Below are 22,981 nucleotides of genomic sequence, written 5' to 3'. Positions count from 1 at the left end.
AATTAATTACCTCTAACGAATAATTTTACCATTCTAAATCCAAAAGTTTTCCTACTTCCAATACCTATAAATTTACTTTCATGTATATATACCCTATAGATTTTTCCTTCTTGAATTTTATCTAAAAATTCTTCATCTTTTATAGTGATACCATTTAAAACGTGTTTTAAATATTCATCTTCAACTATAACCTTAGGATATTCTTCTAACGCTTTATCTACTGGAATAATGTATTTTGATATGCTGTCTTTCTGCAGGTCTTCTAGTAAAATAGAATTTGAAATATTAAAATTTCCCGTAGCCATTCTTTTTAGGTTCCACATTATGCCACCGCAATTCAATTTTTCACCAATATCATGGCACAAACTTCTTATATAAGTTCCTTTGGAACACTTAACTTGAAACACTACATAAGGTAATTCCATATTAATAATTTCTATAGAATATATGCTGATTTTTCTTTTATTTCGCTCTATTTCTATTCCTTGTCTTGCTAAATCATAAAGCTTTTTTCCATTAATCTTGATTGCTGAATACATAGGTGGAAGTTGTTCCAGTTCCCCCTGAAAACTTAAAATTGTATCTCTTACACTTTTTTCATCAAGCTTAACCTCTGAAGTATCTATTATAGTTCCTTCCCTATCATAGGTATCCGTATTAACTCCAAGCTTCAACTCAGCTAGATAAACTTTTTGGCTTTTCATTATATAATCTGCAAATTTTGTAGCACCACCTATACAAATAGGAAGTACTCCTGATGCAATAGGGTCAAGAGTACCTGTATGGCCAACTTTTTTATTACCTGATATTGATCTAATTTTCCTAACTACATCAAAAGAAGTCATTCCAACAGGTTTATTTATATTTAAAATTCCATCAATCATATCAGTTCTTCCTCAACTTCTTTTACTATCATGTCCTTCACTTCATTTATAGATTTATCATTAACTGCAAGACCACTTGCTCTTACGTGTCCCCCACCATTGAATTTTTCTGCTATCTTTCTTACGTCTACCTTTGATTTAGACCTCAAACTGACTTTTATCTTATCTTCTACTTCCTTTAACAAAATTCCAACTTCTACAGTATTAACCTTCATGCCTATATTTACAATATCTGAAGTATCTATGTCTCCTTCTATACCAACCCCAGATAGCATATCTTTTGTAATACTTATTACACAAATACTATCTTTTATAAGCTCCATACTATCAATTGCTTTTCCATAAAGTTTTATTCTATTAAACTTCTTGTTCTCAAAAATTATCCTGTGAATTTCACTAAAATCTATACCTGTATTTATCAAGTCTCCTGCTATAGTGTGAGTTACACAAGTAGTTGAAGGATATCTAAAGGATCCACTGTCTGTTATTATTGAAGTATAAAGACACTGTGCTATATTTTTATCCAGCTCGACATCCATAAGTTTTAATAACTGGTATACTATTTCAGATACAGCCGCTGAATTAGTATCTACATAGTTTAAATTTCCATATAATTCATTTGTTAGATGATGGTCTATGTTTATTACAGTATAGCTTCCATGCTCAAATTTCAAATCTGCATTTATTCTTTTTACATCTCCACAATCAAGTACTATAACACATTCTACTTCAGGGTCCACCTCAAACTTTTTGCCATTTATATTTTCACTACAGGGTAAAAAGCTGAAACTCTCCGGGATTTTTTCCTTTGAGAGTATTTCAACTTCCTTTCCCAATTTTTTCATGCCTTGAAATAGTGCTAAAGCACTTCCTATAGAGTCACCATCTGGAGAAGAATGAAAAGTAATTGCAATTTTATTACTTCTTCTTATCTCACTTATAATATCATTCATTATCATTTTTCTCATTCTCCTTTATCTCTTGGAGAATTTTATCTATATGCATGCCGTATTCTATAGTATTGTCAAGTTCTATAATTATTTCTGGAGTATTTCTAAGTTTTACTCTATGCCCAACTTCTCTCCTTATAAAACCTGCTGAATTTTTAAGTGCCTCAAAAGTATCTTCCTTTGATTTGCCTTTACCATAAACGCTCACATATACTTTTGCATATTTTTGATCCTTTGTAACATCAACCTTAGTAACACTTACCATAGCAGTAACTCTAGGATCCTTTATATCATTTCTAATTATATTGCTTATTTCCTTTTTCATTTCTTCATTTATTCTTCCACTTCTGTAGTTAGTCACAAACTACCACCTCACTATTTATAACTCTTTTTTCTTAACTTCTTCCATGGTATAAGCTTCAACTATATCTCCATCTTTTATATCATTGAACTTATCAATAGAAAGTCCGCATTCATATCCTTCTGCTACTTCCTTTACATCATCTTTAAATCTCTTTAAGGAGGCAAGCTCAGATTCAAATATAACTATACCATCTCTTATTATCCTTACCTGGGAGTTTCTAACTATTTTTCCTTCCTGTACATAACATCCTGCAATAGTTCCTACATTGGATATTTTATAAGTCTGCCTGATTTGAGCTTTTCCAAGCACAACTTCTTTATAATCAGGTTCAAGCATACCAACCATAGCAGCCTTTATATCTTCTATTGCATTATATATAACTCTATAAGTTTTTATATCAACTGATTCTTTTTCTGCCGCTGCCTGGGCATTGCTATCAGGTCTAACATTAAATCCTATTATTATGGCGTTTGATGCAGATGCTAATGTGACATCTGTTTCTGTTATAGCACCAACTGCTCCATGAAGTACCCTTACCTTAACCTCTTCATTTGATAACTTTTGAAGGGATTGTTTTAATGCTTCTATAGACCCCTGTACATCTGCCTTAACTATTATGTTAAGTTCCTTTACCTTTCCCTCTTTTATTTGATTATAAAGATCTTCTAGAGAAACTTTATGAGCAGACTGCAGATATTCCTCTCTTACCTTTTGTTTTCTCTTTGCTGCTATATCCCTTGCCGTCTTTTCATCTTTAACTTGATGAAACCTGTCTCCTGCTGCAGGCACTTCTGATAATCCGAGTATCTCTACTGGTATGGAAGGTCCTGCAATTTTAATTTTCTTTCCCTTATCATCAAACATAGCTCTAATTCTACCATAAGTACTTCCAACTATTATAGAATCTCCAACATGAAGAGTTCCATTTTGAACAAGAAGTGTAGCAACTGCTCCTCTTCCCTTATCCAGTTTTGCTTCTATTACTGTTCCCTTTGCATTTCTATGAGGATTTGCCTTAATTTCCTGCATTTCAGCAGTTAAAAGTACCATTTCAAGTAAACTATCAATACCTTCTTTAGTATGAGCAGACACTGGTACACATATAGTATCTCCACCCCAGTCCTCTGGTACTAGCCCATAATCAGATAATTCCTGTTTAACTTTATCTACATTGGCTCCTGGTCTATCTATTTTATTTATAGCTACTACTATAGGTACATTTGCAGCTTTACAGTGATTTATTGCTTCTGCAGTTTGCGGCATTATTCCATCATCTGCAGCTACAACTAAAATAACTATATCTGTAATTTGAGCTCCTCTTGCTCTCATGGCAGTAAAAGCTTCGTGTCCTGGAGTATCTAAGAAAGTTATCTTTTCTCCATTTATATTAACAGTATAAGCACCTATGTGCTGGGTTATACCTCCAGCTTCCGTCTCAGTTACTTTTGATTTCCTTATAGCATCTAAAAGAGAAGTCTTACCATGGTCAACGTGTCCCATAACAGTTATAACTGGCGGTCTTTTTTCTGAATTAGGATCATCATCTTCAGCATCTTCTTGTTCTGCTTCTTGTTCCACTGCTTCCTTATTAATGTCTTCTTCTTTTCGAAGTACAGTTACATCAAATTTTTCTCCTAATTTTTCAGCCGTACTAAAATCTATTTCTTGATTTATAGCAGCCATTACTCCCATAAATATAAGTTGTTTAATAACTTCTGTAGATGGTTTACCTATTTTTTCAGAAAACTCTTTTACAGTTATAGTGTCTTCCATTTCTATTTCAGCTCTATCAGTTTCTTGTAACTCGCCATCTTTTGATTCTTTCTTTCCTTGAGTGTTTTTACTTTTAGTATTATTTTTAACACCTATAGTTTTCTTTTTAACTTTTGGAGAATTCTCCTGCACTAAATTTTTGTATTTATCCTCTACGCCCTCTTCTTCGTCTTCACTGCTTTCATTTTCTTCCATAAACTCTTTAATTAGTTCTGCATCTTCCTCTTCTATTACACTCATATGGTTTTTTACTTTTACTCCAAACTCATCTAGAAGTATGGATATTAATGTTTTACTGGATATATTTAACTCTTTGGCTAATTCATATATTCTTATTTTTGACAAATTATACACCCCCGAAACTAAAGTTTCTCATTTTTCTTCAATAAATTCATTAGTGCCTTACTCATGTTTTTATCTGTAACCCCTACAACTTTTATTTCACTTGATCCAATTGCACTTCCAATTTCTTCTCCAGTATATATTGTCTTTACAACTGGTACTTTATATTTATCATTGTAGTTTAAAAATTTTTCCCATGTGTTTTTAGAAACATCTTGAGACATTATCACAAAATAGACTCTATTCCTCCTAATTGCTTCTTCACATTTATTATATCCCTCTAAAAGTTTTCCTGCACGCTTTATTAATCCCATAAACTGAAGAAATTTATCTACCATTTTCTATCTGTTCCTTTAAACTTTGGTATAAGGTTTCGTCTATCTGAATTTCAAGATTCTTCTGGAGCCTTTTGTTCTTAAAAGCTTTCTCCAAACATTCCACACTTTTGCATACATAGGCTCCCCTACCATTTTTCTTTCCTGTAGGGTCTACAGAAACTTCTCCCTCTTTGCTTTTCACTATTCGTATGAGTTCTTTTTTTGGCTTCATTTCCATGCATCCTGTACACATTCTCTGTGGTACTTTTTTTTGTTTCATTCTAAACACCACCTTAATTAATTTTCTTCATCTTGCGTCTCAGCCTGTGATTTGCTTTTTATGTCTATTTTCCATCCTGTAAGCTTTGCTGCCAGTCTTACATTTTGACCTTCTTTACCTATAGCCAGAGATAACTGATTATCATCTACTACAATTTGTGCAAATTTAATGTCTTCATTTAAATCTACATCCAATACCTTAGCAGGGCTTAGGGAATTAGCTATATACTCTTCTGGAAGTTTGCTCCACTTTATTATATCTATCTTTTCATTTTTTAGCTCGTTTACTATATTTTGAACTCTTACTCCTTTAGGTCCTACACAAGCTCCCATAGGATCTACATTTTCATCGTTAGAATGTACTGCAATTTTTGTTCTAGAGCCGGCTTCCCTTGCTATGGACTTTATATCAACCGTTCCATCAAATATTTCAGGTACTTCCAGTTCAAACAATCTCTTTATAAGTCCAGGATGAGTTCTTGATATCACAATTTGAGCTCCCTTTGTAGTGTTCTTTACTTCAATAATATATAATTTCAGTTTATCATTGAAGTTATACTTTTCTCCAGGTATCTGCTCATTTGGTCCAAGTACTGCTTCTGTCTTTCCTAAGTCTATAAGTACATTGTTTTTATCCTTTCTTATGACTGTACCTGTTATTATATCGTCTTCCTTTTCCGCAAAATCACTGTATATAATTCTTCTTTCTTCTTCCTTTATCCTCTGTATAACTACTTGTTTTGCAGCCTGTGCAGCTACCCTTCCAAATTTTCTAGGTGTAACTTCTATGTTTGCTATATCACCTACCTCATAGCTTGAATCCATGTCTTTAGCATCTTCTACACTTATCTCACTAAATTTATCACAAACTTCCTCTACTACATTTTTTTGTGAATACACATGAATTTCTCCATTTTCTCTATTCATAGTAACCTTAACATTTTGGCTACCTGCTCCATAACCCATATAATTCTTCTTATACGCAGCCACTAATGCATCCTCTATGGTAGTAAATAGTAAATCCTCACTTATTCCCTTTTCCTTAACTATTTCTCTTAAGGCCTCTATAAACTCCTGATTCATTTTAAAATATACCTCCCCTAAAAATCACCTTTTAAATTTACGTTTAAAATTTTGTCCCTTGGAATAGCGATATCTTCTTCTTCACATTCTATTTTCAACTCATCTGAATTAAAATCTAGAAGCTCCCCCTCATATTTTTTCTTTCCCTTTAAAAGTCCTGATATATTAACCTCTACATTATATCCAATATATCTTTTTAAGTGTTCTTCCGTATATAGCTTTCTCTCTACACCTGGTGATGAAACTTCTAGGTAATAAGAATCTTTTATAGGATCTTCTTTATCCAACATATCACTAACTGCTCTACTTACACTTTCACAATCTTCTAACGATATGTTTCCTTCTTTTTTATCTATGTATATTCTTAAATAATTATTGTTGCCTTCTTTTTTAAACTCTAAATAATATAATTCATAATTTAAATTATTAACTATAGGCTGTATTAATGCTGACATTCTTTCCATAAAAGTATTTTTTGTCATTTAAATCCTCCTCTATTTACAGGTTATACGTTTATGTTATACAATCTTGCTAAAAAAAATGTTAAATAGCTAATTAAATTTAAAAACGCAACTTTCGCTGCGTTTTTCACAAATAGAAAGAGCGGGTTAAAACCCACTCCTACATTCTAAATAAACTTCTGTAGATTTACCATTTATATTTTAACACACCATAATTTTTATTTCAAGAAAAATTATTCACAAGGTTACCCAAAATATAAGTAATTTGAATTAATCATACAAAAATTAAATGTTTTTTATCTCTTCTATAAGTGATTCTACTAAACTTTCCTCACTTACCTTTTTTACTATTTTCCCTTTTTTAAATATGATGCCTTCACCTTTGCCACCTGCTATACCAATATCCGCTTCCCGAGCCTCACCCGGTCCATTTACTACACATCCCATAACTGCAACCTTTATGTTTTTATGCATATTTAAAAGCCTTTTTTCCACTTGCTCAGCTATTTTAATTAAATCAATTTCAGTTCTGCCACAGGTAGGACATGATATAAATTCCACACCTTCTTTTATAAGTCCACAGGATTTTAATATTTCTTTTCCCACTCTTACTTCTTCCACTGGATTTCCTGTAAGGGATACTCTTATAGTGTCTCCTATACCTTCCATCAAAAGAGTACCTATACCTATGCTCGATTTTATAGTTCCTCGCCAAATGGTTCCCGCTTCTGTTACTCCAAGGTGAAGTGGATAATCTACAATTTCAGATATTTTTCTGTAACTTTCTACCATTTGATTTACATTTGAAGATTTTATGGATATGACTATATCATAAAATCCTACATCTTCTAATATTTTTACATGTTCTAGAGCACTATCTACTAGTGCATCGGAACAAACTCTACCATATTTATTTAAAATATCCTTTTTTAAAGATCCAGAGTTTACTCCTATTCTAATTGGAATATTAGCTTCTTTTGCTGCTCTTGCCACTTCTCGTACTCTTTCTATGTTTCCAATATTTCCAGGATTTATTCTAAGTGCGGATATTCCGTTTTCTATAGATTTAAGTGCCAACTTATAATCAAAATGTATATCTGCTACAAGTGGAATATCTACTCTTTCTATGATTTTTTTCATAGAATTGCAAGCTATATCGTCAGGCACTGCACATCTGACAATATCACAGCCTGCTTCTTTTAGCTCAAATATCTGAGCTGTAGTAGCTTCTACATTCCTAGTATCTGTATTTGTCATAGACTGTACGGCTACTGGAAAATCTCCACCCAAAAATATATTGCCCACTTTTACTGTTTTCTTTTTTGCTCTATTCAAAATTTCACCACCAATTTATTCAATTCACAATTCACAATTCACAATTTCGGTAGTTTTTTCATTAATACTATGAAAAATCTAAAAACTAAGTAGTATGAACATTAAATTTTTAGATTTTCTGTTACCACAGAAAATCATCCTTAATTGTGAATTGAGCATAGTACATTGTGAATTAATTATTTAATGTTACTTAAAATTTTATAGGATAGAATATGTCCTTTACTGTAACTAGTACCATAAGTGCCATAAGTATTGCAAATCCAACATAATTTATCATTCCAACTCTGTTTTCATCTACCTTTTTGCCTGTTATTATTTCAAACAAAAATAAAAATATATATCCTCCGTCCAAAGCTGGAAAAGGTATTATGTTAAATATAGCAAGCTGTATACTTATATAAGCTGAAAATGCCATCAGACTCAATATGCCTGCTTTTGCTGCTGCACCTGATATCTTTATTATAGTAACAGGTCCACCTACATCATTCATAGATGCTTTTCCTCTAAATAGTGTTTTAAAAAAGCTAAATGTCTGTTTGATTAAGGATTTAGTTTCTATAAATCCATAGGATACTGACTGACTTAAAGTAGGTTTAGTCACTTGAGTTGCTTCAATTCCTACAATATATCTATTCTCCTTTTTATCTTTTACAGGAGTTACTCTAACTTGATTTGTACTTCCACCACGTTCATAAGTTATATTAATGGGATTTCCACTTGTAGTATAAACTTCTGTTACAAAATCCTCCCAGGTAGATATCTTTGAATTATTCACCCTGGTTATTTTATCCCCTAATTTAATACCTGCTAAAGCTGCAGGTTGATTTGGAGTTACTTTATTTACTACAGGGGATAAATACCCCCTTGCAGAAGCTATTATTGCAAATAGTATAACTCCAAGTACAAAATTCATTATAGGTCCAGCTATTACTACACTTAGTTTTCTAAGAGGGCTTTTATTATTAAAAGCCCTAGGGTCATCACTTTCTCCCTCATCACCCAGCATTTTTACATATCCACCAATAGGAAGAAGTCTTATATGATATTCCGTTTCCTTGCCCTTTATTCCAAAGAGTTTAGGTCCCATTCCTATAGAAAATTCTTCAACTTTTACTCCATTTAATTTTGCCATAGTAAAATGTCCCAGTTCATGAATTATAATCAATACGCCAAAGGCTATTATCGCTGCTATTATATACAAATGGTATTCCTCCCAATCTTATTTGATAAATTTATCTTTTACATATTTCCTAACTTTTATTTCTAGATCAAGTAAGTCTTCCAAAGTGTATTTATTTTGTGAAGTAAATTTATTCATACATTCTTCTAGTATATTACCTATATCCAAAAAATTTATTTTATTTGCAAGGAATAAACTTACTGCTTCCTCATTAGCACAATTTAGTATAGCTGGCATCGTACCTCCTGTTTTTCCTGCTTCATAAGCTAATTTAAGTGGTTTGAACGTATCTGTATCAGGCTTTTCAAAACTTAAATTTCCTACACTATAGAAGTCCAATTTATCTATTACAGCTTCCTTTCTTTTTGGATAATTCAATGCATATTGTATAGGCAGCCTCATATCTGCAGTAGCAAGCTGTGCCATAACACTTCCATCCCTATATTCAACCATAGAATGTACTATACTTTGTGGATGAACTACAACTTTTATGTTTTCATAAGGTAAATTAAATAAGAAGTGAGCTTCTATAACCTCAAGCCCCTTATTCATAAGAGTAGCAGAATCTATGGTAAGTTTTTTTCCCATACTCCAATTTGGATGATTCAGCGCTTCTTTTACAGTTACTTGTGAGAGTTGATCTTTTGTTTTTCCCCTAAAAGGTCCACCTGAAGCAGTTAAAATCAAATTAGCAACTTCGTCAAAATTATTTCCCTGAAGACATTGAAAAACAGCACTATGTTCTGAATCTACAGGAAATATTTTTACATTATTTTCCTGTGATAATTTTGTAACCAGCTCTCCACCTACAACTAATGTCTCCTTATTAGCTAAAGCTATGTCTTTCTTCGCCTTAATTGCTTTTATAGTTGGTACAAGTCCTATCATTCCAACTACAGATGTTACCACCATATCAACTTCAGGAAGACTAGCTATAGTATTTAATCCATCTACTCCAAATAATATTTTTGTATTTGACTTTTTATTACTAAAAATATCTTTAAGCTTTAAATAAGATTCTTTTTCAGTTAGCACCGCATATTTAGGGTTAAATTCATCTATTATATGTAAAAGTTTATCCATACTACTATTGGCAGATACGCCTATAAGCTGAAAATCTCCTTTTTGTTTTCTAAGTACATCAAGAGTTTGGGTTCCTATAGAACCTGTGGCTCCAATTATTGAAATTTTTTTCATTCATAACAACTCCTTACTTCCCTCTAGTCCTTATAACACATTAAATAAGATTTTTAACATGATTAACTATACCATATTTATGCTATAAAATAAATACGCACATCGTCTATATTAAACTTACAGCTAATACATAAAATAAAATAATAGAGAAATATATCCCTTTTATAGAATACATTTCTCTATTATTAACTCAACTTTCGCACATATAAAATTTTGACTTAATATAAAAAAATTACGAGGCGATTTTTTTAAAGGACAAAGTTCAAAGTTCAAATATCAAATAAGGATAATTTTCTTCCTAACATCAGAAAATATTAAAATTATAGATTTCCTGAGGTACGATGGAAATCATCTTTATCTGTTCTTTGTTATTCGAACTTTGTTATTTTCAAAAGCTTTGCTTTCCAATATTTTTAAGCTGCAAAAATTGAGCTATTAATAACTACCGTTCACATAGTGATTCACACCAAATCAAAGATTTGGGTTTTCTGCTTAAATTACAGCTACAAAAGTTAAATAGTAATAAACTATAACTCCTGAAAAAAGTATGCTGTCAAATCTATCTAAAATTCCACCATGACCTGGTATAAGATTACTATAGTCCTTTACCCCTACATATCTTTTTATAGAAGAAGCTGCCAGATCCCCGAACTGACAAAATGCTCCGCAAATTATTCCCATTACTATATAATGATAAAATGATATGGGAACACCTCTTTGAATTGAAAAAAATCCAAAAACTCCACAAGCCACTGCACTGCCAATTATTCCACCTATAGAACCTTCCACTGTCTTTTTAGGACTCACCTTGGGACACAATTTTCTCTTTCCTAAAAACTTACCCGTATAGTAAGCTGCTGTATCACAGCACCAGGAAGATATAACTATAATCCACACTAAATAGTTACCATAACTACTGCTATTTACTAAAACTATAGTGCTAAAAAATACTGCCACATACAGAAAACCAAACAGCGTAGTTGCTACATCTAAAAAATTATATTCCACATCTAAAACTGGAATACAAAGTGTCATAAAAATTGACACTATAATAGCAAAAAATACAAACTTATAATTTACCTCTACCCTTAAGGTTATATAGTAGGATATACAAAGTAAATAACCTACTATATTTATAGGATTTATATTTTTTTGTTTTATTACTTTATAAAATTCATACATTCCCATAAGTGAAATGATCATAATTCCATATTTTAAATAAATTCCGCCCAAAAATAATATCAAAATAAATGGTATAAGTGCAAATGCTCCCAAATACCTATTATTCAAAGCTCCACCTCCATATAATAAAGTATCCCTGGGGATTTTAAGTAAAAGTCCAACTTATATCCCCAAAATACAGTTATTTTAATCCTCCAAATCTTCTATCTCTATTTTGATAATCAGAAATAGCTTTATAAAGATGTTCTTTTTTAAAATCAGGCCACTTTACGTTGGAAGTCCAAAATTCAGAGTATGCACACTGCCATAATAAGAAATTGCTTAAACGCTGTTCTCCACTTGGCCTTATTATAATATCAGGATCTGGCATACCTCTAGTATACAAATACTTTGATATAGTGTCCTCATTTATGTCTCCTTCTTTTATTTTTTTAGATTTTATATCTTCATACATAAGTTTAAAAGCCCTTACAATTTCATTTCTTCCACCATAATTTACCGCCAAATTTAGAACAAGTCCGGTATTAGTTTTAGTTTCCTTATGAGATATGATTAATTGCTCTTGACAAGGCACAGGCAGCTTACTTATATCTCCAATATAGTTTATAATAACATTATTTTCATTTAACTCATTTAATTCCTTTTTTAAATATTGAACTAAAAGCTTCATAAGAACACTTACTTCATCCTTAGGTCTTTTCCAATTTTCTGTAGAAAAAACATATAGCGTTAAATACTTTATATTTAACTTGCTGCACTCTTTTACAATATCTCTTACAGCTTCTACTCCTGCTTTATGTCCCATAGATCTAGGCAGGTTTCTTTCTTTAGCCCATCTACCATTTCCATCCATTATAATAGCTATATGTTTTGGAACATTGTTTAAATCAATATGTAATTGTCTATCATCTTTGTCTTCGTTTTTATTCAAGTTAAAAAATTTTACCATAGTACACCTCATTTCAATACAAACTTTTAATTTTAATAAACAGATTGCATAGGAGTATTAGAGCAGATAGTCATTGAATAATACCATATTTAACAAAAACCTGCGGGTTTGCGCAGGTTTTAAAATCTAAATATATTTTTGATAAAATAACTGCTTGCTTTATAGTGACATAATTTCATTTTCTTTCTTTTTAATTATTTCATCTATCTTTTTTATAAAGTCATCAGTTTTTTTCTGAACATCTGCCTCAGCCTTTTTTATTTCATCTTCAGAAATATCATTTTCTTTTTTAAGAGCTTTAATATTATCATTGCACTCTCTTCTTATTGCTCTTACAGCAACCTTTGAATCTTCTCCTGCTTTCTTTACATTCTTTACTATATCTTTTCTAGTTTCTTCTGTAAGTTCAGGTATAACCAATCTGATAACTTCTCCGTCATTAGATGGATTTATACCCAGGTCAGATTTCAATATTGCCTTTTCTATTGCCTTTAAGGCCGTTTTATCCCAAGGTTGTATACAAAGTACCCTTGGTTCTGGAATAGATATGTTTCCCAATTGATTTATAGCAGTCATTGAGCCATAGTATTCTGCTTCTATTCTATCAAGCAGTGCTGCACTAGCCCTTCCTGCTTTCATAGAAGCTAATTCACTTTTTAAAGCATCTATGGTCTTACCCATTTTTCCATCTGCTTTATTTAAAGTATCCTTGATCATAAGAAAATACCTCCTCATTTTTATTCTTTACAAACAAGTGTACCAATTCTTTCTCCAAGAACAATCTTTTTTATATTTTCTGGATTATCCAATCCAAACACTAATATAGGTATATCATTATCCATACAAAGTGATGTAGCTGTAGAATCCATAACTTGAAGTCCCTTATCTAACACTTCAATATAAGTTAACTTATCAAATTTTTGAGCGTCTTTATACTTATGAGGATCTTTGTCATATACACCATCTACTTTTTTAGCCAAAAGTATAACATCTGCCTCTATTTCTGCTGCCCTGAGAGCTGCAGTTGTATCTGTTGAAAAATACGGATTTCCAGTGCCTGCGGCAAATATAACTACTCTATTTTTTTCTAAATGTCTCATTGCCCTTCTTCTTATAAATGGTTCTGCTACTTCTCTCATCTCAATAGCTGTCTGAACTCTAGTATTTACGCCTAGGTTTTCCAATGAATCCTGAAGTGCCAGAGCATTTATACATGTAGCAAGCATTCCCATATAATCTGCAGTGGTTCTGTCCATACCCTCTCCGCTTCTTCCTCTCCAGATATTACCACCACCTACAACAACTCCTACTGATATTCCCATAGATGTGAGTTCTTTTATTTCAATTGCTATACTTTTTGCTACATCAAAATCCAGCCCATATCCTTTTTCTCCTGCTAAAGCTTCCCCTGAAAGTTTAAGCATTACCCTTTTGTATTTAAGATTGCCCATCTATATTATACCTCCAAATTATAATAAAATGAAATATAAAACTTAAAAAGTTCATACCCTAAAAAAAGAGAACACGGCGTGTTCTCTTTTCAGTTACTATTTACCTTCCATCTGCTTACGAACCTCTTCGGCAAAGTTTTCTTCCTTCTTCTCTATTCCTTCACCTTTTTCAAATCTAACAAAATCAGAGATTTTTATTTCAGCTCCAACTTCCTTTGATTTATCTTTAAGGTATTTATCTATAGTAAAATCTGAATCCTTAACCCATACTTGATTTACTAAGCAGTTTTCTTTATAATATTTTTGAACTTTTCCCATAACTATCTTATCAACGATTTTTTCTGGTTTTCCTTCATTTAAAGCTTGAACTTTATATATTTCCTTTTCTTTTTCTAAAGCATCAGTATCAACTGTATTCTTATCTAAGAATAGTGGATTAGCAGCAGCTACCTGCATAGCTACATCTTTTGCAACTTCCTTTAGAACAGGGCTCTCATTTTCACATTCAAGTTTAACCAAAACTCCTATTCTTCCGCCACCATGAACATAGCTTTCGATTAAGCCCTTTGAAACAGCAAATTTCTTAAATCTTCTAAGTGTCATATTTTCACCTAATTTTGCAATTAAAGCTACTAATGCATCTTTTACAGTCTTAGTATCATCTGCTATATATTTTTCTTTCTCCAACTCTTCTACAGTAGTTGCACTTGTTAAAGCTGCCTGTTTTGCTATATTATTTACAAGACCTACAAAATCTTCATTTACAGATACAAAATCTGTTTCACAGTTTACTTCTACTATTGAAGCAATTTTTCCATCCTCTGAAATATATGTTTTAACTAGTCCCTCAGAAGCTACTCTGCCGGATTTTTTAGCTGCAGCTGATAACCCCTTTTCTCTTAATATTTCAATGGCTTTTTCAGTATCACCATTTGCTTCATTTAAAGCTTTTTTGCAGTTCATCATTCCTGCTCCGGTTCTTTCTCTAAGTTCTTTTACCATCTGTGCAGTTATCATAATTATATTCCGTCATCTAAAAGCTATAGATTATTCAAAAATACAATAAAACCTTATAGCTTACTTCTCTGATCACAGTGTCTGAAGCTTTGTCTTCTCTTGGTCTGACACTCCCAGAGCGTAAATTCGGATGTATTACACCCTACTTATATAGCAATCATAATTTTTAATCAATTGCCAATCAACGGTTTTTCAGCTCCTCTCCTACTCGTATTTGACCTATATATAAACATTCTCTGATTTTCATATATTATTCTTCTTCAGCTAATTGTTCTCCCTGTCTTCCTTCCATTACTGCATCTGCAACTTTAGATGTAATTAATTTTACAGCTCTTATTGCATCATCATTTCCAGGTATAACATAATCTATTTCATCAGGATCACAATTTGTATCAACTATAGCTACTACTGGAATACCTAAAATTTTAGCTTCAGATATAGCATTCCTTTCTTTTCTTGGATCGACAATGAAAAGTGCTCCTACATTTTCAGCATTCATTGTCTTTATTCCACCTAAATTTTTCTCTAACTTTTCTTTTTCATTATTTAACTTTATAACTTCCTTTTTAGGAAGAACTTCAAATGTTCCGTCTTCTTCCATTTTTTCTAATTCTTCTAATTTAGCTATTCTTGTCTTTATAGTTGCAAAGTTTGTAAGCATACCTCCAAGCCATCTATTGTTTACATAATGCATATTGCTTCTTTTTGCTTCTTCTTTAATAGCTTCCTGAGCTTGCTTTTTAGTTCCAATAAATAATATATCTTTTCCTTCTGCTGCAACTTCTCTTATAAAATTATAAGCTTCTTCTACTTTTTTTACTGTTTTCTGCAAATCTATTATGTAGATTCCATTTCTCTCTGTAAAAATATAAGGAGCCATTTTAGGGTTCCATCTTCTTGTTTGATGTCCAAAATGAACACCTGCTTCTAATAATTGTTTCATTGAAATGACTGACATTAATTTTTCCCTCCTAGGTTTTTCCTCCATCATCTTCATATTCACAAAACACCTTTTGGCACCTTTTTGTGAATTAGATAATGTGTGTATTAATTACCTTATGTAGTATACCACAAGGCTTAAATGTATTCAACAAAAAATTAGTATTTTTTATTTTATCTTCTTTAACTCATCCATTAATTTTTCATTTAATATCTTAATATGAGTTCCCTTCATTCCAAGTGACCTAGATTCTATAACTCCTGCACTTTCAAATTTTCTAAGCGCATTTACAATAACAGATCTGGTTATTCCTACCTTATCAGCTATTTTTGATGCTACGAGTAATCCTTCATTTCCATCCAACTCACTAAATATATGTTCCACTGCTTCTAATTCTGAGTACGACAAAGTTCCAATAGCTAATTGAACTACTGCTTTCTTTCTGGCTTCCTCTTCTATTTCTTCATTTTTAGATCTTAATATCTCAAGTCCAATTATAGTTGCACTATATTCCCCTAATACTAAATCATCATCTGTAAATTTTTCTCCAAAACTTGCTAACAATAAAGTTCCCAATCTTTCTCTATTACCTACTATAGGAACTATAGTTGTAAGCTTATTATCTATATCACAGGAAGTTCCATCTTCAAAAACACAAATCCCATTATTACTTAAATTGGCCAAAGTCTCATGTACATTTGAAAGCTTATTGTTATACTGTTCAGGAAATTTCATTTCATTTATTACCTTCTCCTTAAGCATATAACATTCAAAACCATCTGGGAAATTATATCCTAATATTTTCCCTCTTCTACTTATAATATAAACGTTACATTCCAAAACTTCACTTAACAATTTACATATATCTTCAAAAGCTACTGGTTCTGTTCCTGATTTCTGTAATATCTTGTTCAATTTTCTTGTTTTGTCTAATAGTGTTGACATTTATAACCCTCCTTGTTACCACTGCATTATCTCTTACACATAAACATTGCATATACACTCCTACCTATTAATAAAAAAGATATATCTTTTGCAAATATCCGTATAAAAAATTTTCTTTAATTACATTATTAATAATTTAGACTTTTTCAAATATTTAGAATTATTCTTTATTCAATAATTATGATAACATAATACTGATTTTAATTCAATATAATCATTTCAATTCGACTAGATTTTACCTTTATTTACACTCGAAGATTATACTTTTAGCTAGTTTCTATTTTAAATGTTTACTAAAATGTAAAATATATAACTTTTGCTCAGCTGTTTTTTTCATCTCCATCTTCCACTGCTTTATATTCTCTGTGTTTACATTCTGAATTGGAACATTCCAAATAATTTCCTTTAGATTTATTGTATTTCTTTACCATATAACTTCCACATTCTTTGCACTTTTCGTTTGTAGGTTCAAACCAACTTACAAAATCGCAGTCAGGGTAATTACTGCACCCATAAAATTTTCTACCTTTTCTACTTCTTTTTACCAAAACTTTTCCCTGGCATTTAGGACATTTTACATCCAACTCTTCCACTATTGGTTTTGTATTCTTACATTCCGGATATCCTGGGCATGCCAGAAAATCTCCAAATCTTCCATGCTTTATAACCATATTTCTACCACATTTATCGCACTTTATATCTGTAACCTTGTCTTCTATAGTAATTCTAGCAACTTCCTTTTCTGCTATTTCAATGGATTTTTTTAAAGGTTCATAAAATTCACCTACTACTTTTCTCCAATCATCCTTTCCATCTTCAATACTATCCAACTTGGACTCCATTGCAGCAGTAAATTCCACATCTACTACCTGCTTAAAATACTGACTTACTATATTATTAACTATATCTCCTAATTCAGTTGGAATCAAAGTTTTCTTTTCTCTCTGTATATATTTTCTATCCAAAAGAGTTGATAAAATTGGAGCATAAGTACTAGGTCTGCCTATTCCATTTTCTTCTAAGGTTTTTACAAGAGATGCCTCAGAAAACCTAGCTGGAGGTTGTGTAAAATGCTGTTTTCCATCTATAGACTTTCTTAATAATTTCTCTCCTTCTTCAAGCTTAGGAAGGGATATATCGGATTTTTCTTCTTCCGAGGAATATTTGTAGACTTTCATAAATCCATCAAATTTTATTCGTGATCCACTGACTTTTAATCCATAATTGCTATTCACTATGTCTATAGATTTAACATCGATCTGGCAAGATGACATTTGGCTCGCTACAAATCTATTCCATATTAAATTATAAAGTTTATACTGTTCTGGTTTTAAATTTTCCTTTGCAATTTCAGGCGTTATTTCTACATTAGTAGGTCTTATAGCTTCATGTGCATCCTGTATATTTTTTTTGCTTTTAAAGTTTCTAGGTTTTTCTTCAATATACTCCTTCCCAAATTTATTTACTACAAAGTCTCTACAAACTTCCTGAGCTTCTTGTGCTATTCTGACTGAATCGGTTCTCATATATGTGATAAGACCTATAGTTCCATACCCTTTTATGTCCACTCCTTCATATATCTGTTGGGCTATGGACATAGTTCGTTTAGTAGAAAAATTTAATTTTTTATAGGCATCTTGTTGTAATGTACTTGTAGTAAATGGAGGAAGAGGAGTTCTATTTTTATTAGTATTTTTTATTGATTTTACAATAAATTGTCCTTCTTTTAACTCTTTTATAATTTTATCCACTTCATCTTTACTACCAATTTCAATTTTTTTCTTATTAAATGTAGTAAGCTTTACATTAAAACATTTACTTTCATTTTCTTTATTGAGCTCACATTCTATAGTCCAGTATTCTTGTGGCACAAAATCTACTATTTTCTTTTCTCTCTCACATATCATTTTGAGAGCTACTGATTGTACTCTTCCTGCACTTAAACCCCATTTAATTTTTCTCCAAAGTATAGGGCTTATCTTGTATCCAACTAACCTGTCAAGTACTCTTCTAGCCTGCTGTGCATTAACTAAATTTATATTTATTAATCTAGCAGATTTTATTGAACTTTTAACAGCATTTTTTGTAATTTCGTGAAATTCTATTCTACATTTTTCATTTTCATCTAATTTTAACGCATGAGATAGATGCCAAGAAATAGCTTCCCCTTCTCTATCAGGGTCAGTAGCCAAATAGACTTTTTCACTTTTTTTTGCTTCTTTTCTCAGCTTATCTAAAAGCTCACCCTTTCCTCTTATAGTTATATATTTAGGAGTATATTCATTATCTATATCAACTCCTAGTTGACTTTTGGGAAGATCCCTAACATGGCCCATTGAAGCCTTGACTACATAATTTTTACCTAAATATTTTCCTATGGTTTTAGCCTTTGCTGGTGATTCAACTATAACTAATTTTTGTCCCATTTATATATACTCTGGTATATTTAATCTCACCCCAGAGTGTACACCCCCTTAGATTTTAGCCATCATATTTAAACCCTTGACTAAATATTATTTTTAATTAAATTATATGTACTATGTTGTAATACTCTCGCTGCCTTCAACTTTTACATAATAATTACCTGCAAGACACATTATTTCACCTTTTAACTGCAATTCAAATAATAACTCATATAATCGTTTTATGTCAACATTAGTTGTTCTACTTATTTCATCTATATGCATAGGAATATGTCCTATTACATTACATATTTTTTCTTCTTTACAGCTTAATTTATTCTTTTTTTCACAAGTTTTATTAATATACTCTACAGGTAATATATCAAATAGATCCTCTAAACATGTAAATACATAAGCTCCGTCTTTTATAAGTTTATTCGTTCCCCTACTCTTAGGAGAAAATATAGATCCCGGTACTGCCATAACATCTTTGCCCTGTTCCAAAGCACAGCTTGCTGTTATTAGTGATCCACTTTTATCCCCTGCCTCAATTACAATCACCACATCACTCAATCCACTTATAATTCTATTTCTGAGTGGAAAATTATAAGGATAAGGTTTTGTCTTAGGAACGAATTCTGACAACACACATCCTCCCTTCAGAATACTTTCATATAATTTTCTATTTTGTCTGGGATATATGACATCTACCCCAGATCCAAGCACAGCACAGGTATATCCATTTTTTTCAACAGCTGCACTCTGTGCATAACTATCAACTCCTCTTGCCATACCACTTATTATACTTATATTATTCACAGTAACTTCCCTACTTATTAATGTGGCTAAATTTTTACCATACAAGCTACAATCCCTAGCACCTACAATAGACACACTAAAATTGTCGTTGAGTTTTTTTATATTCCCTTTATAAAATAGAACTGCTGGAGAATCTTCATAATTTTTTAATCTCGCAGGATATTCTTTATCACAAAAGTTTACAGCATTAATTCCATTCATACTGCAATATTGCAGCATATTCTGCAATTCATAGCCATTCCAAGCCTTCTTAAATTCATCGTATATTTTAGGATAACTTTTACGTAAAAATGTAAAACCATCATTGTAAATACTGTGAATATATACTTCCCTTGTACTTTTAAATTTTTTTAAGATAGAAATTTTCAACTTATTTGATATTTTAACACAAGCAAACCATAAATCATATATATTCATATATTATTCACATCCCATATCTATAATTATGTAAGAATTATGCTCATAATCCATGGATTTTATTCAAATCAAAATTAGTATTAATTTCATAATTTGATTTATTCTTACCTACCTTTAAAAGTTTAAAATACAAGTTTTTTGTCAAGAATTAAGCAGAGGTGATAATAATCATGGCAGTTAAACTAAATACAGCTTCATTTTTAGGTGTAGAAGGAAATATAGTATCCGTAGAAGTGGATATAGAAAGAGGTCTTCCCTGCTTTAATATAGTAGGTCTTGCGGATACTTCTGTAAAAGAATCTAAAGAAAGAGTGAAAGCTTCTATCATAAATTCAGGTTTTGAATTTCCTGTAAAAAAAATAATAGTAAACTTAGCTCCTGCTGATATGCGAAAAGTTGGATCCTTATTTGACTTACCTATAGCCCTTGGCATATTAATGGCCACAAATCAAATAAACTTTATCAATTGTAAAAATTTTTTAATCATGGGCGAATTGTCTTTATCTGGAGAACTTAACAAGGTAAGAGGTATCCTTCCTATAACAATAGAAGGTATGAAAAACAACATTAATAATTTTATAGTTCCTATAGGAAATGCGGAAGAATGCTCTGCCATAAATAAAATTAATTGCTATGCATTCAATAATTTAAAGGAAGTTGTATATTTTATAAAATATAGAAATTTACTACCATTTAGTCATAAAACAATAAATGTTGAAAGTAAAAATGCATTAGATTTTTCAGACATATTAGGGCAAGAGAGCTGTAAAAGGGCTTTAGAAGTTGCTGCTGCAGGAAATCATAATATACTTATGATAGGTCCTCCCGGATCTGGTAAAACTATGATGGCAAAGAGGATTCCATCTATTCTACCAAATCTGAGTTATGAGGATGCGCTAGAAGTAACTAAAATATACAGTGTAACTGGAAGTTTAATCGAGTAGGAGCTGAATAATTATTTTATTCAGCGACCTCTCACACCACCGAGCATACTGTTCAGTACACGGCGGTTCAATAGGAATTAACGCACTAATGAATAAATTTCAGAAATAGAGATTAATCCTTTTCCTTTTAGATAACTATTGGTTAAAGTTTTAGCTAATATTGGGCTGTTGGATGTTCTCCAATAGCTTTTTCTTGTGTTAGCAAATTCCCATGCTTTATTATTTTGTGTTCCTAATTTTACAAGATTATCGTGTTTTGTTTTAATCTTTTTCCATTGTTTCCAAAAACACATTCTTACCCTTCGCCTTAACCATTCATCAAGCTTCTTAAGAATACTTTTCATATCCGCGATAGCAAAATAGTTTACCCATCCAACTATTGCTTGTTTTAATTTTAAAAACCTATATTCCATATTCATTGCATTACTTCTTGAAGTTAATTTCTTAAGTTTCGCTTTAAATTTGTTCAAAGGTTTCTCATGAATTCTTATTCTATACTCACCTTTACCCCTATAAAAGGAAAATCCTAAAAACTTAAGTTTCCAAGGTCTATCTACTGTGCTTTTCTCTCTATTTACTTTGAGTTTTAACTCTTCTTCAATAAACTTTGTAATGCTCTCCATTACTCTATTTGCTGCTTTCTTGCTTTTTAAGTATATATTACAGTCATCAGCATATCTGCAAAAACAAAGCTTTCGCTTTGTTAGTTCTACATCAAGTTCATGTAACATTATGTTGCTTAATAGTGGAGATAGTGGTCCACCTTGCGGTGCACCTTCTTCTGTATTCATAACTACTCCATTTATCATTACACCACTTTGCAGGTATTTTCGTATTAGAGAAATTACTCTACCATCTTCTATATCTTTAGATAGTAGTCTTATTAGTTTATCGTGATTTATCGTATCAAAGTATTTAGCAAGGTCTATATCTACAGTCCATGTATGACCTGCATTTATATATTGTCTGCATTTCTCAACAGCTTGCTTCGCACTTCTTTGCGGTCTAAAACCATAACTATTTTCTGAAAACTTCTTTTCATATATTGGTATTAGCACTTGAGCAATAGCTTGTTGAATAACTCTGTCTACTACAGTAGGTATTCCTAATAATCTCTTCCCTCCGTCAGGCTTTGGAATTTCCACCCTCCTGACAGGTTGTGGTTTATATTTTCCTTCATGTAGTGATTGCCTTAATTCCTGCCCATGTTCTTTTAAGTATTGTAAAAGTTCGTCTAATGTCATGCCATCAATACCATGACTTCCTTTATTGGCTTTTACTCTTTTATAAGCAATATTCAAGTTATCTCTTGATAATATTCGCTCCAGTAAATCACTACTGTATTCATTGACGTTGTTTCTTCCTTTATTGGACATAGAAGAATTACTATGCACTTCTACATTGCTTTTGAGTTCCACTCTCTTTCCATGTAGATAGCCTTTCTTATGAAGTTGTCTGCTTTTATCATAATTCTTCGTATCTTTCAAAATTCTAAAACCTCCTATTGTTCAGTCCTTCCCACGCCGACGCATACTGCGTGGTACTATGACCTCTGCTGACTTCTGATAGTTCAACTACACATCACTGCGTAGGTTATTATTTCTAATTTCATATCCATAACATGCCTATCAGACCTCCCCAGGTAAGAACCCAATCTTTCACTCCATCTATCTGCTACATTTACACCGTCTGTCTTGAATAGCTTAGGGCTTCAGTTTGTGTTGCAACCTCACCCACAGACATATGCCTT

21 protein-coding genes and 1 pseudogene are annotated in these 22,981 nt (G+C 31.7%); 1 reads left to right on the top strand and 21 read right to left on the bottom strand.

The features are described 5' to 3' along the window. Window positions 1–2: 2 nt before the first annotated feature. From truB to dprA, 20 genes are all read right to left on the bottom strand, one after another. On the bottom strand, window positions 3–881 hold the full coding sequence (truB, locus tag DMR38_RS06670) for a tRNA pseudouridine(55) synthase TruB (protein ID WP_175413119.1): 879 nt from the start codon (window positions 879–881) through the stop codon (window positions 3–5). After that, the gene (locus DMR38_RS06665) at window positions 881–1,843 is read right to left on the bottom strand and encodes a bifunctional oligoribonuclease/PAP phosphatase NrnA (RefSeq protein WP_175412935.1); all 963 of its coding nucleotides are present in this window, start codon (window positions 1,841–1,843) and stop codon (window positions 881–883) included. Before DMR38_RS06665 ends, truB begins: the two co-directional genes overlap by 1 nt. After that, window positions 1,830–2,195, bottom strand: coding sequence for a 30S ribosome-binding factor RbfA (gene rbfA, locus DMR38_RS06660; RefSeq protein ID WP_127720552.1), 366 nt, complete (start codon window positions 2,193–2,195; stop codon window positions 1,830–1,832). The genes DMR38_RS06665 and rbfA overlap by 14 nt, the downstream gene beginning before the upstream one ends. Window positions 2,196–2,213: 18 nt before the next feature. Beyond that, window positions 2,214–4,316 (bottom strand): translation initiation factor IF-2, encoded by a 2,103-nt coding sequence (gene infB, locus DMR38_RS06655; protein WP_127720551.1) that lies wholly within the window; start codon window positions 4,314–4,316, stop codon window positions 2,214–2,216. Between the two features lie 17 nt (window positions 4,317–4,333). Then, complete coding sequence (locus DMR38_RS06650; protein ID WP_127720550.1) at window positions 4,334–4,651, bottom strand: ribosomal L7Ae/L30e/S12e/Gadd45 family protein; 318 nt, start codon at window positions 4,649–4,651, stop codon at window positions 4,334–4,336. Continuing rightward, window positions 4,641–4,910, bottom strand: a complete 270-nt coding sequence (locus DMR38_RS06645) for a YlxR family protein (RefSeq protein WP_127720549.1) — start codon at window positions 4,908–4,910, stop codon at window positions 4,641–4,643. The genes DMR38_RS06650 and DMR38_RS06645 overlap by 11 nt, the downstream gene beginning before the upstream one ends. Before the next feature lie 17 nt (window positions 4,911–4,927). Further along, window positions 4,928–5,992, bottom strand: a complete 1,065-nt coding sequence (gene nusA, locus DMR38_RS06640) for a transcription termination factor NusA (protein ID WP_127720548.1) — start codon at window positions 5,990–5,992, stop codon at window positions 4,928–4,930. A gap of 17 nt (window positions 5,993–6,009) precedes the next feature. Further along, window positions 6,010–6,474: a ribosome maturation factor RimP gene (gene rimP / locus DMR38_RS06635; RefSeq protein WP_127720547.1), complete on the bottom strand. Its 465-nt coding sequence runs from the start codon at window positions 6,472–6,474 to the stop codon at window positions 6,010–6,012. 264 nt (window positions 6,475–6,738) lie between these two features. Beyond that, complete coding sequence (gene ispG / locus DMR38_RS06630; protein ID WP_127720546.1) at window positions 6,739–7,788, bottom strand: flavodoxin-dependent (E)-4-hydroxy-3-methylbut-2-enyl-diphosphate synthase; 1,050 nt, start codon at window positions 7,786–7,788, stop codon at window positions 6,739–6,741. 190 nt (window positions 7,789–7,978) lie between these two features. Then, window positions 7,979–8,989 carry an RIP metalloprotease RseP gene (gene rseP / locus DMR38_RS06625; RefSeq protein WP_127720545.1) on the bottom strand — a complete coding sequence of 337 codons (1,011 nt, stop codon included), beginning with the start codon at window positions 8,987–8,989 and terminating at the stop codon, window positions 7,979–7,981. An 18-nt stretch (window positions 8,990–9,007) separates the two neighbouring features. Continuing rightward, window positions 9,008–10,165 (bottom strand): 1-deoxy-D-xylulose-5-phosphate reductoisomerase, encoded by a 1,158-nt coding sequence (locus DMR38_RS06620; protein ID WP_127720544.1) that lies wholly within the window; start codon window positions 10,163–10,165, stop codon window positions 9,008–9,010. 492 nt (window positions 10,166–10,657) lie between these two features. Further along, window positions 10,658–11,455: a phosphatidate cytidylyltransferase gene (locus DMR38_RS06615; RefSeq protein WP_127720543.1), complete on the bottom strand. Its 798-nt coding sequence runs from the start codon at window positions 11,453–11,455 to the stop codon at window positions 10,658–10,660. Window positions 11,456–11,528: 73 nt separating this feature from the next. Further along, window positions 11,529–12,296, bottom strand: coding sequence for an isoprenyl transferase (locus tag DMR38_RS06610; RefSeq protein WP_127720542.1), 768 nt, complete (start codon window positions 12,294–12,296; stop codon window positions 11,529–11,531). Window positions 12,297–12,455: 159 nt separating this feature from the next. After that, window positions 12,456–13,013, bottom strand: a complete 558-nt coding sequence (gene frr / locus DMR38_RS06605; RefSeq protein ID WP_127720541.1) for a ribosome recycling factor — start codon at window positions 13,011–13,013, stop codon at window positions 12,456–12,458. Between the two features lie 20 nt (window positions 13,014–13,033). Then, a complete protein-coding gene (gene pyrH / locus DMR38_RS06600; protein WP_013237969.1) occupies window positions 13,034–13,747 on the bottom strand; it encodes a UMP kinase in 714 nt (237 codons plus the stop codon). A 96-nt stretch (window positions 13,748–13,843) separates the two neighbouring features. Then, window positions 13,844–14,764, bottom strand: a complete 921-nt coding sequence (gene tsf, locus DMR38_RS06595; RefSeq protein WP_127720540.1) for a translation elongation factor Ts — start codon at window positions 14,762–14,764, stop codon at window positions 13,844–13,846. A gap of 250 nt (window positions 14,765–15,014) precedes the next feature. Beyond that, a complete protein-coding gene (gene rpsB, locus DMR38_RS06590; protein WP_127720539.1) occupies window positions 15,015–15,722 on the bottom strand; it encodes a 30S ribosomal protein S2 in 708 nt (235 codons plus the stop codon). Window positions 15,723–15,872: 150 nt separating this feature from the next. Next, window positions 15,873–16,649 carry a GTP-sensing pleiotropic transcriptional regulator CodY gene (codY, locus tag DMR38_RS06585; protein WP_127720538.1) on the bottom strand — a complete coding sequence of 259 codons (777 nt, stop codon included), beginning with the start codon at window positions 16,647–16,649 and terminating at the stop codon, window positions 15,873–15,875. Window positions 16,650–16,969: 320 nt separating this feature from the next. Beyond that, window positions 16,970–19,075: a type I DNA topoisomerase gene (gene topA / locus DMR38_RS06580; protein ID WP_127720537.1), complete on the bottom strand. Its 2,106-nt coding sequence runs from the start codon at window positions 19,073–19,075 to the stop codon at window positions 16,970–16,972. Between the two features lie 111 nt (window positions 19,076–19,186). Then, on the bottom strand, window positions 19,187–20,287 hold the full coding sequence (gene dprA / locus DMR38_RS06575; RefSeq protein WP_127720536.1) for a DNA-processing protein DprA: 1,101 nt from the start codon (window positions 20,285–20,287) through the stop codon (window positions 19,187–19,189). Window positions 20,288–20,457: 170 nt separating this feature from the next. Here dprA and DMR38_RS06570 point away from each other — a divergent pair. Then, a pseudogene (locus DMR38_RS06570) lies at window positions 20,458–21,210 on the top strand (magnesium chelatase domain-containing protein); the annotation flags it as partial. Window positions 21,211–21,308: 98 nt separating this feature from the next. Here the strand turns inward: DMR38_RS06570 and ltrA are convergent. Beyond that, the gene (gene ltrA, locus DMR38_RS06565) at window positions 21,309–22,718 is read right to left on the bottom strand and encodes a group II intron reverse transcriptase/maturase (RefSeq protein WP_127720535.1); all 1,410 of its coding nucleotides are present in this window, start codon (window positions 22,716–22,718) and stop codon (window positions 21,309–21,311) included. Window positions 22,719–22,981: the final 263 nt, after the last annotated feature.

Origin of the sequence: Clostridium sp. AWRP (assembly GCF_004006395.2) — a bacterium.
Lineage (GTDB): Bacteria > Bacillota > Clostridia > Clostridiales > Clostridiaceae > Clostridium_B.
This window is presented reverse-complemented; position numbering and strand designations above follow the sequence as displayed.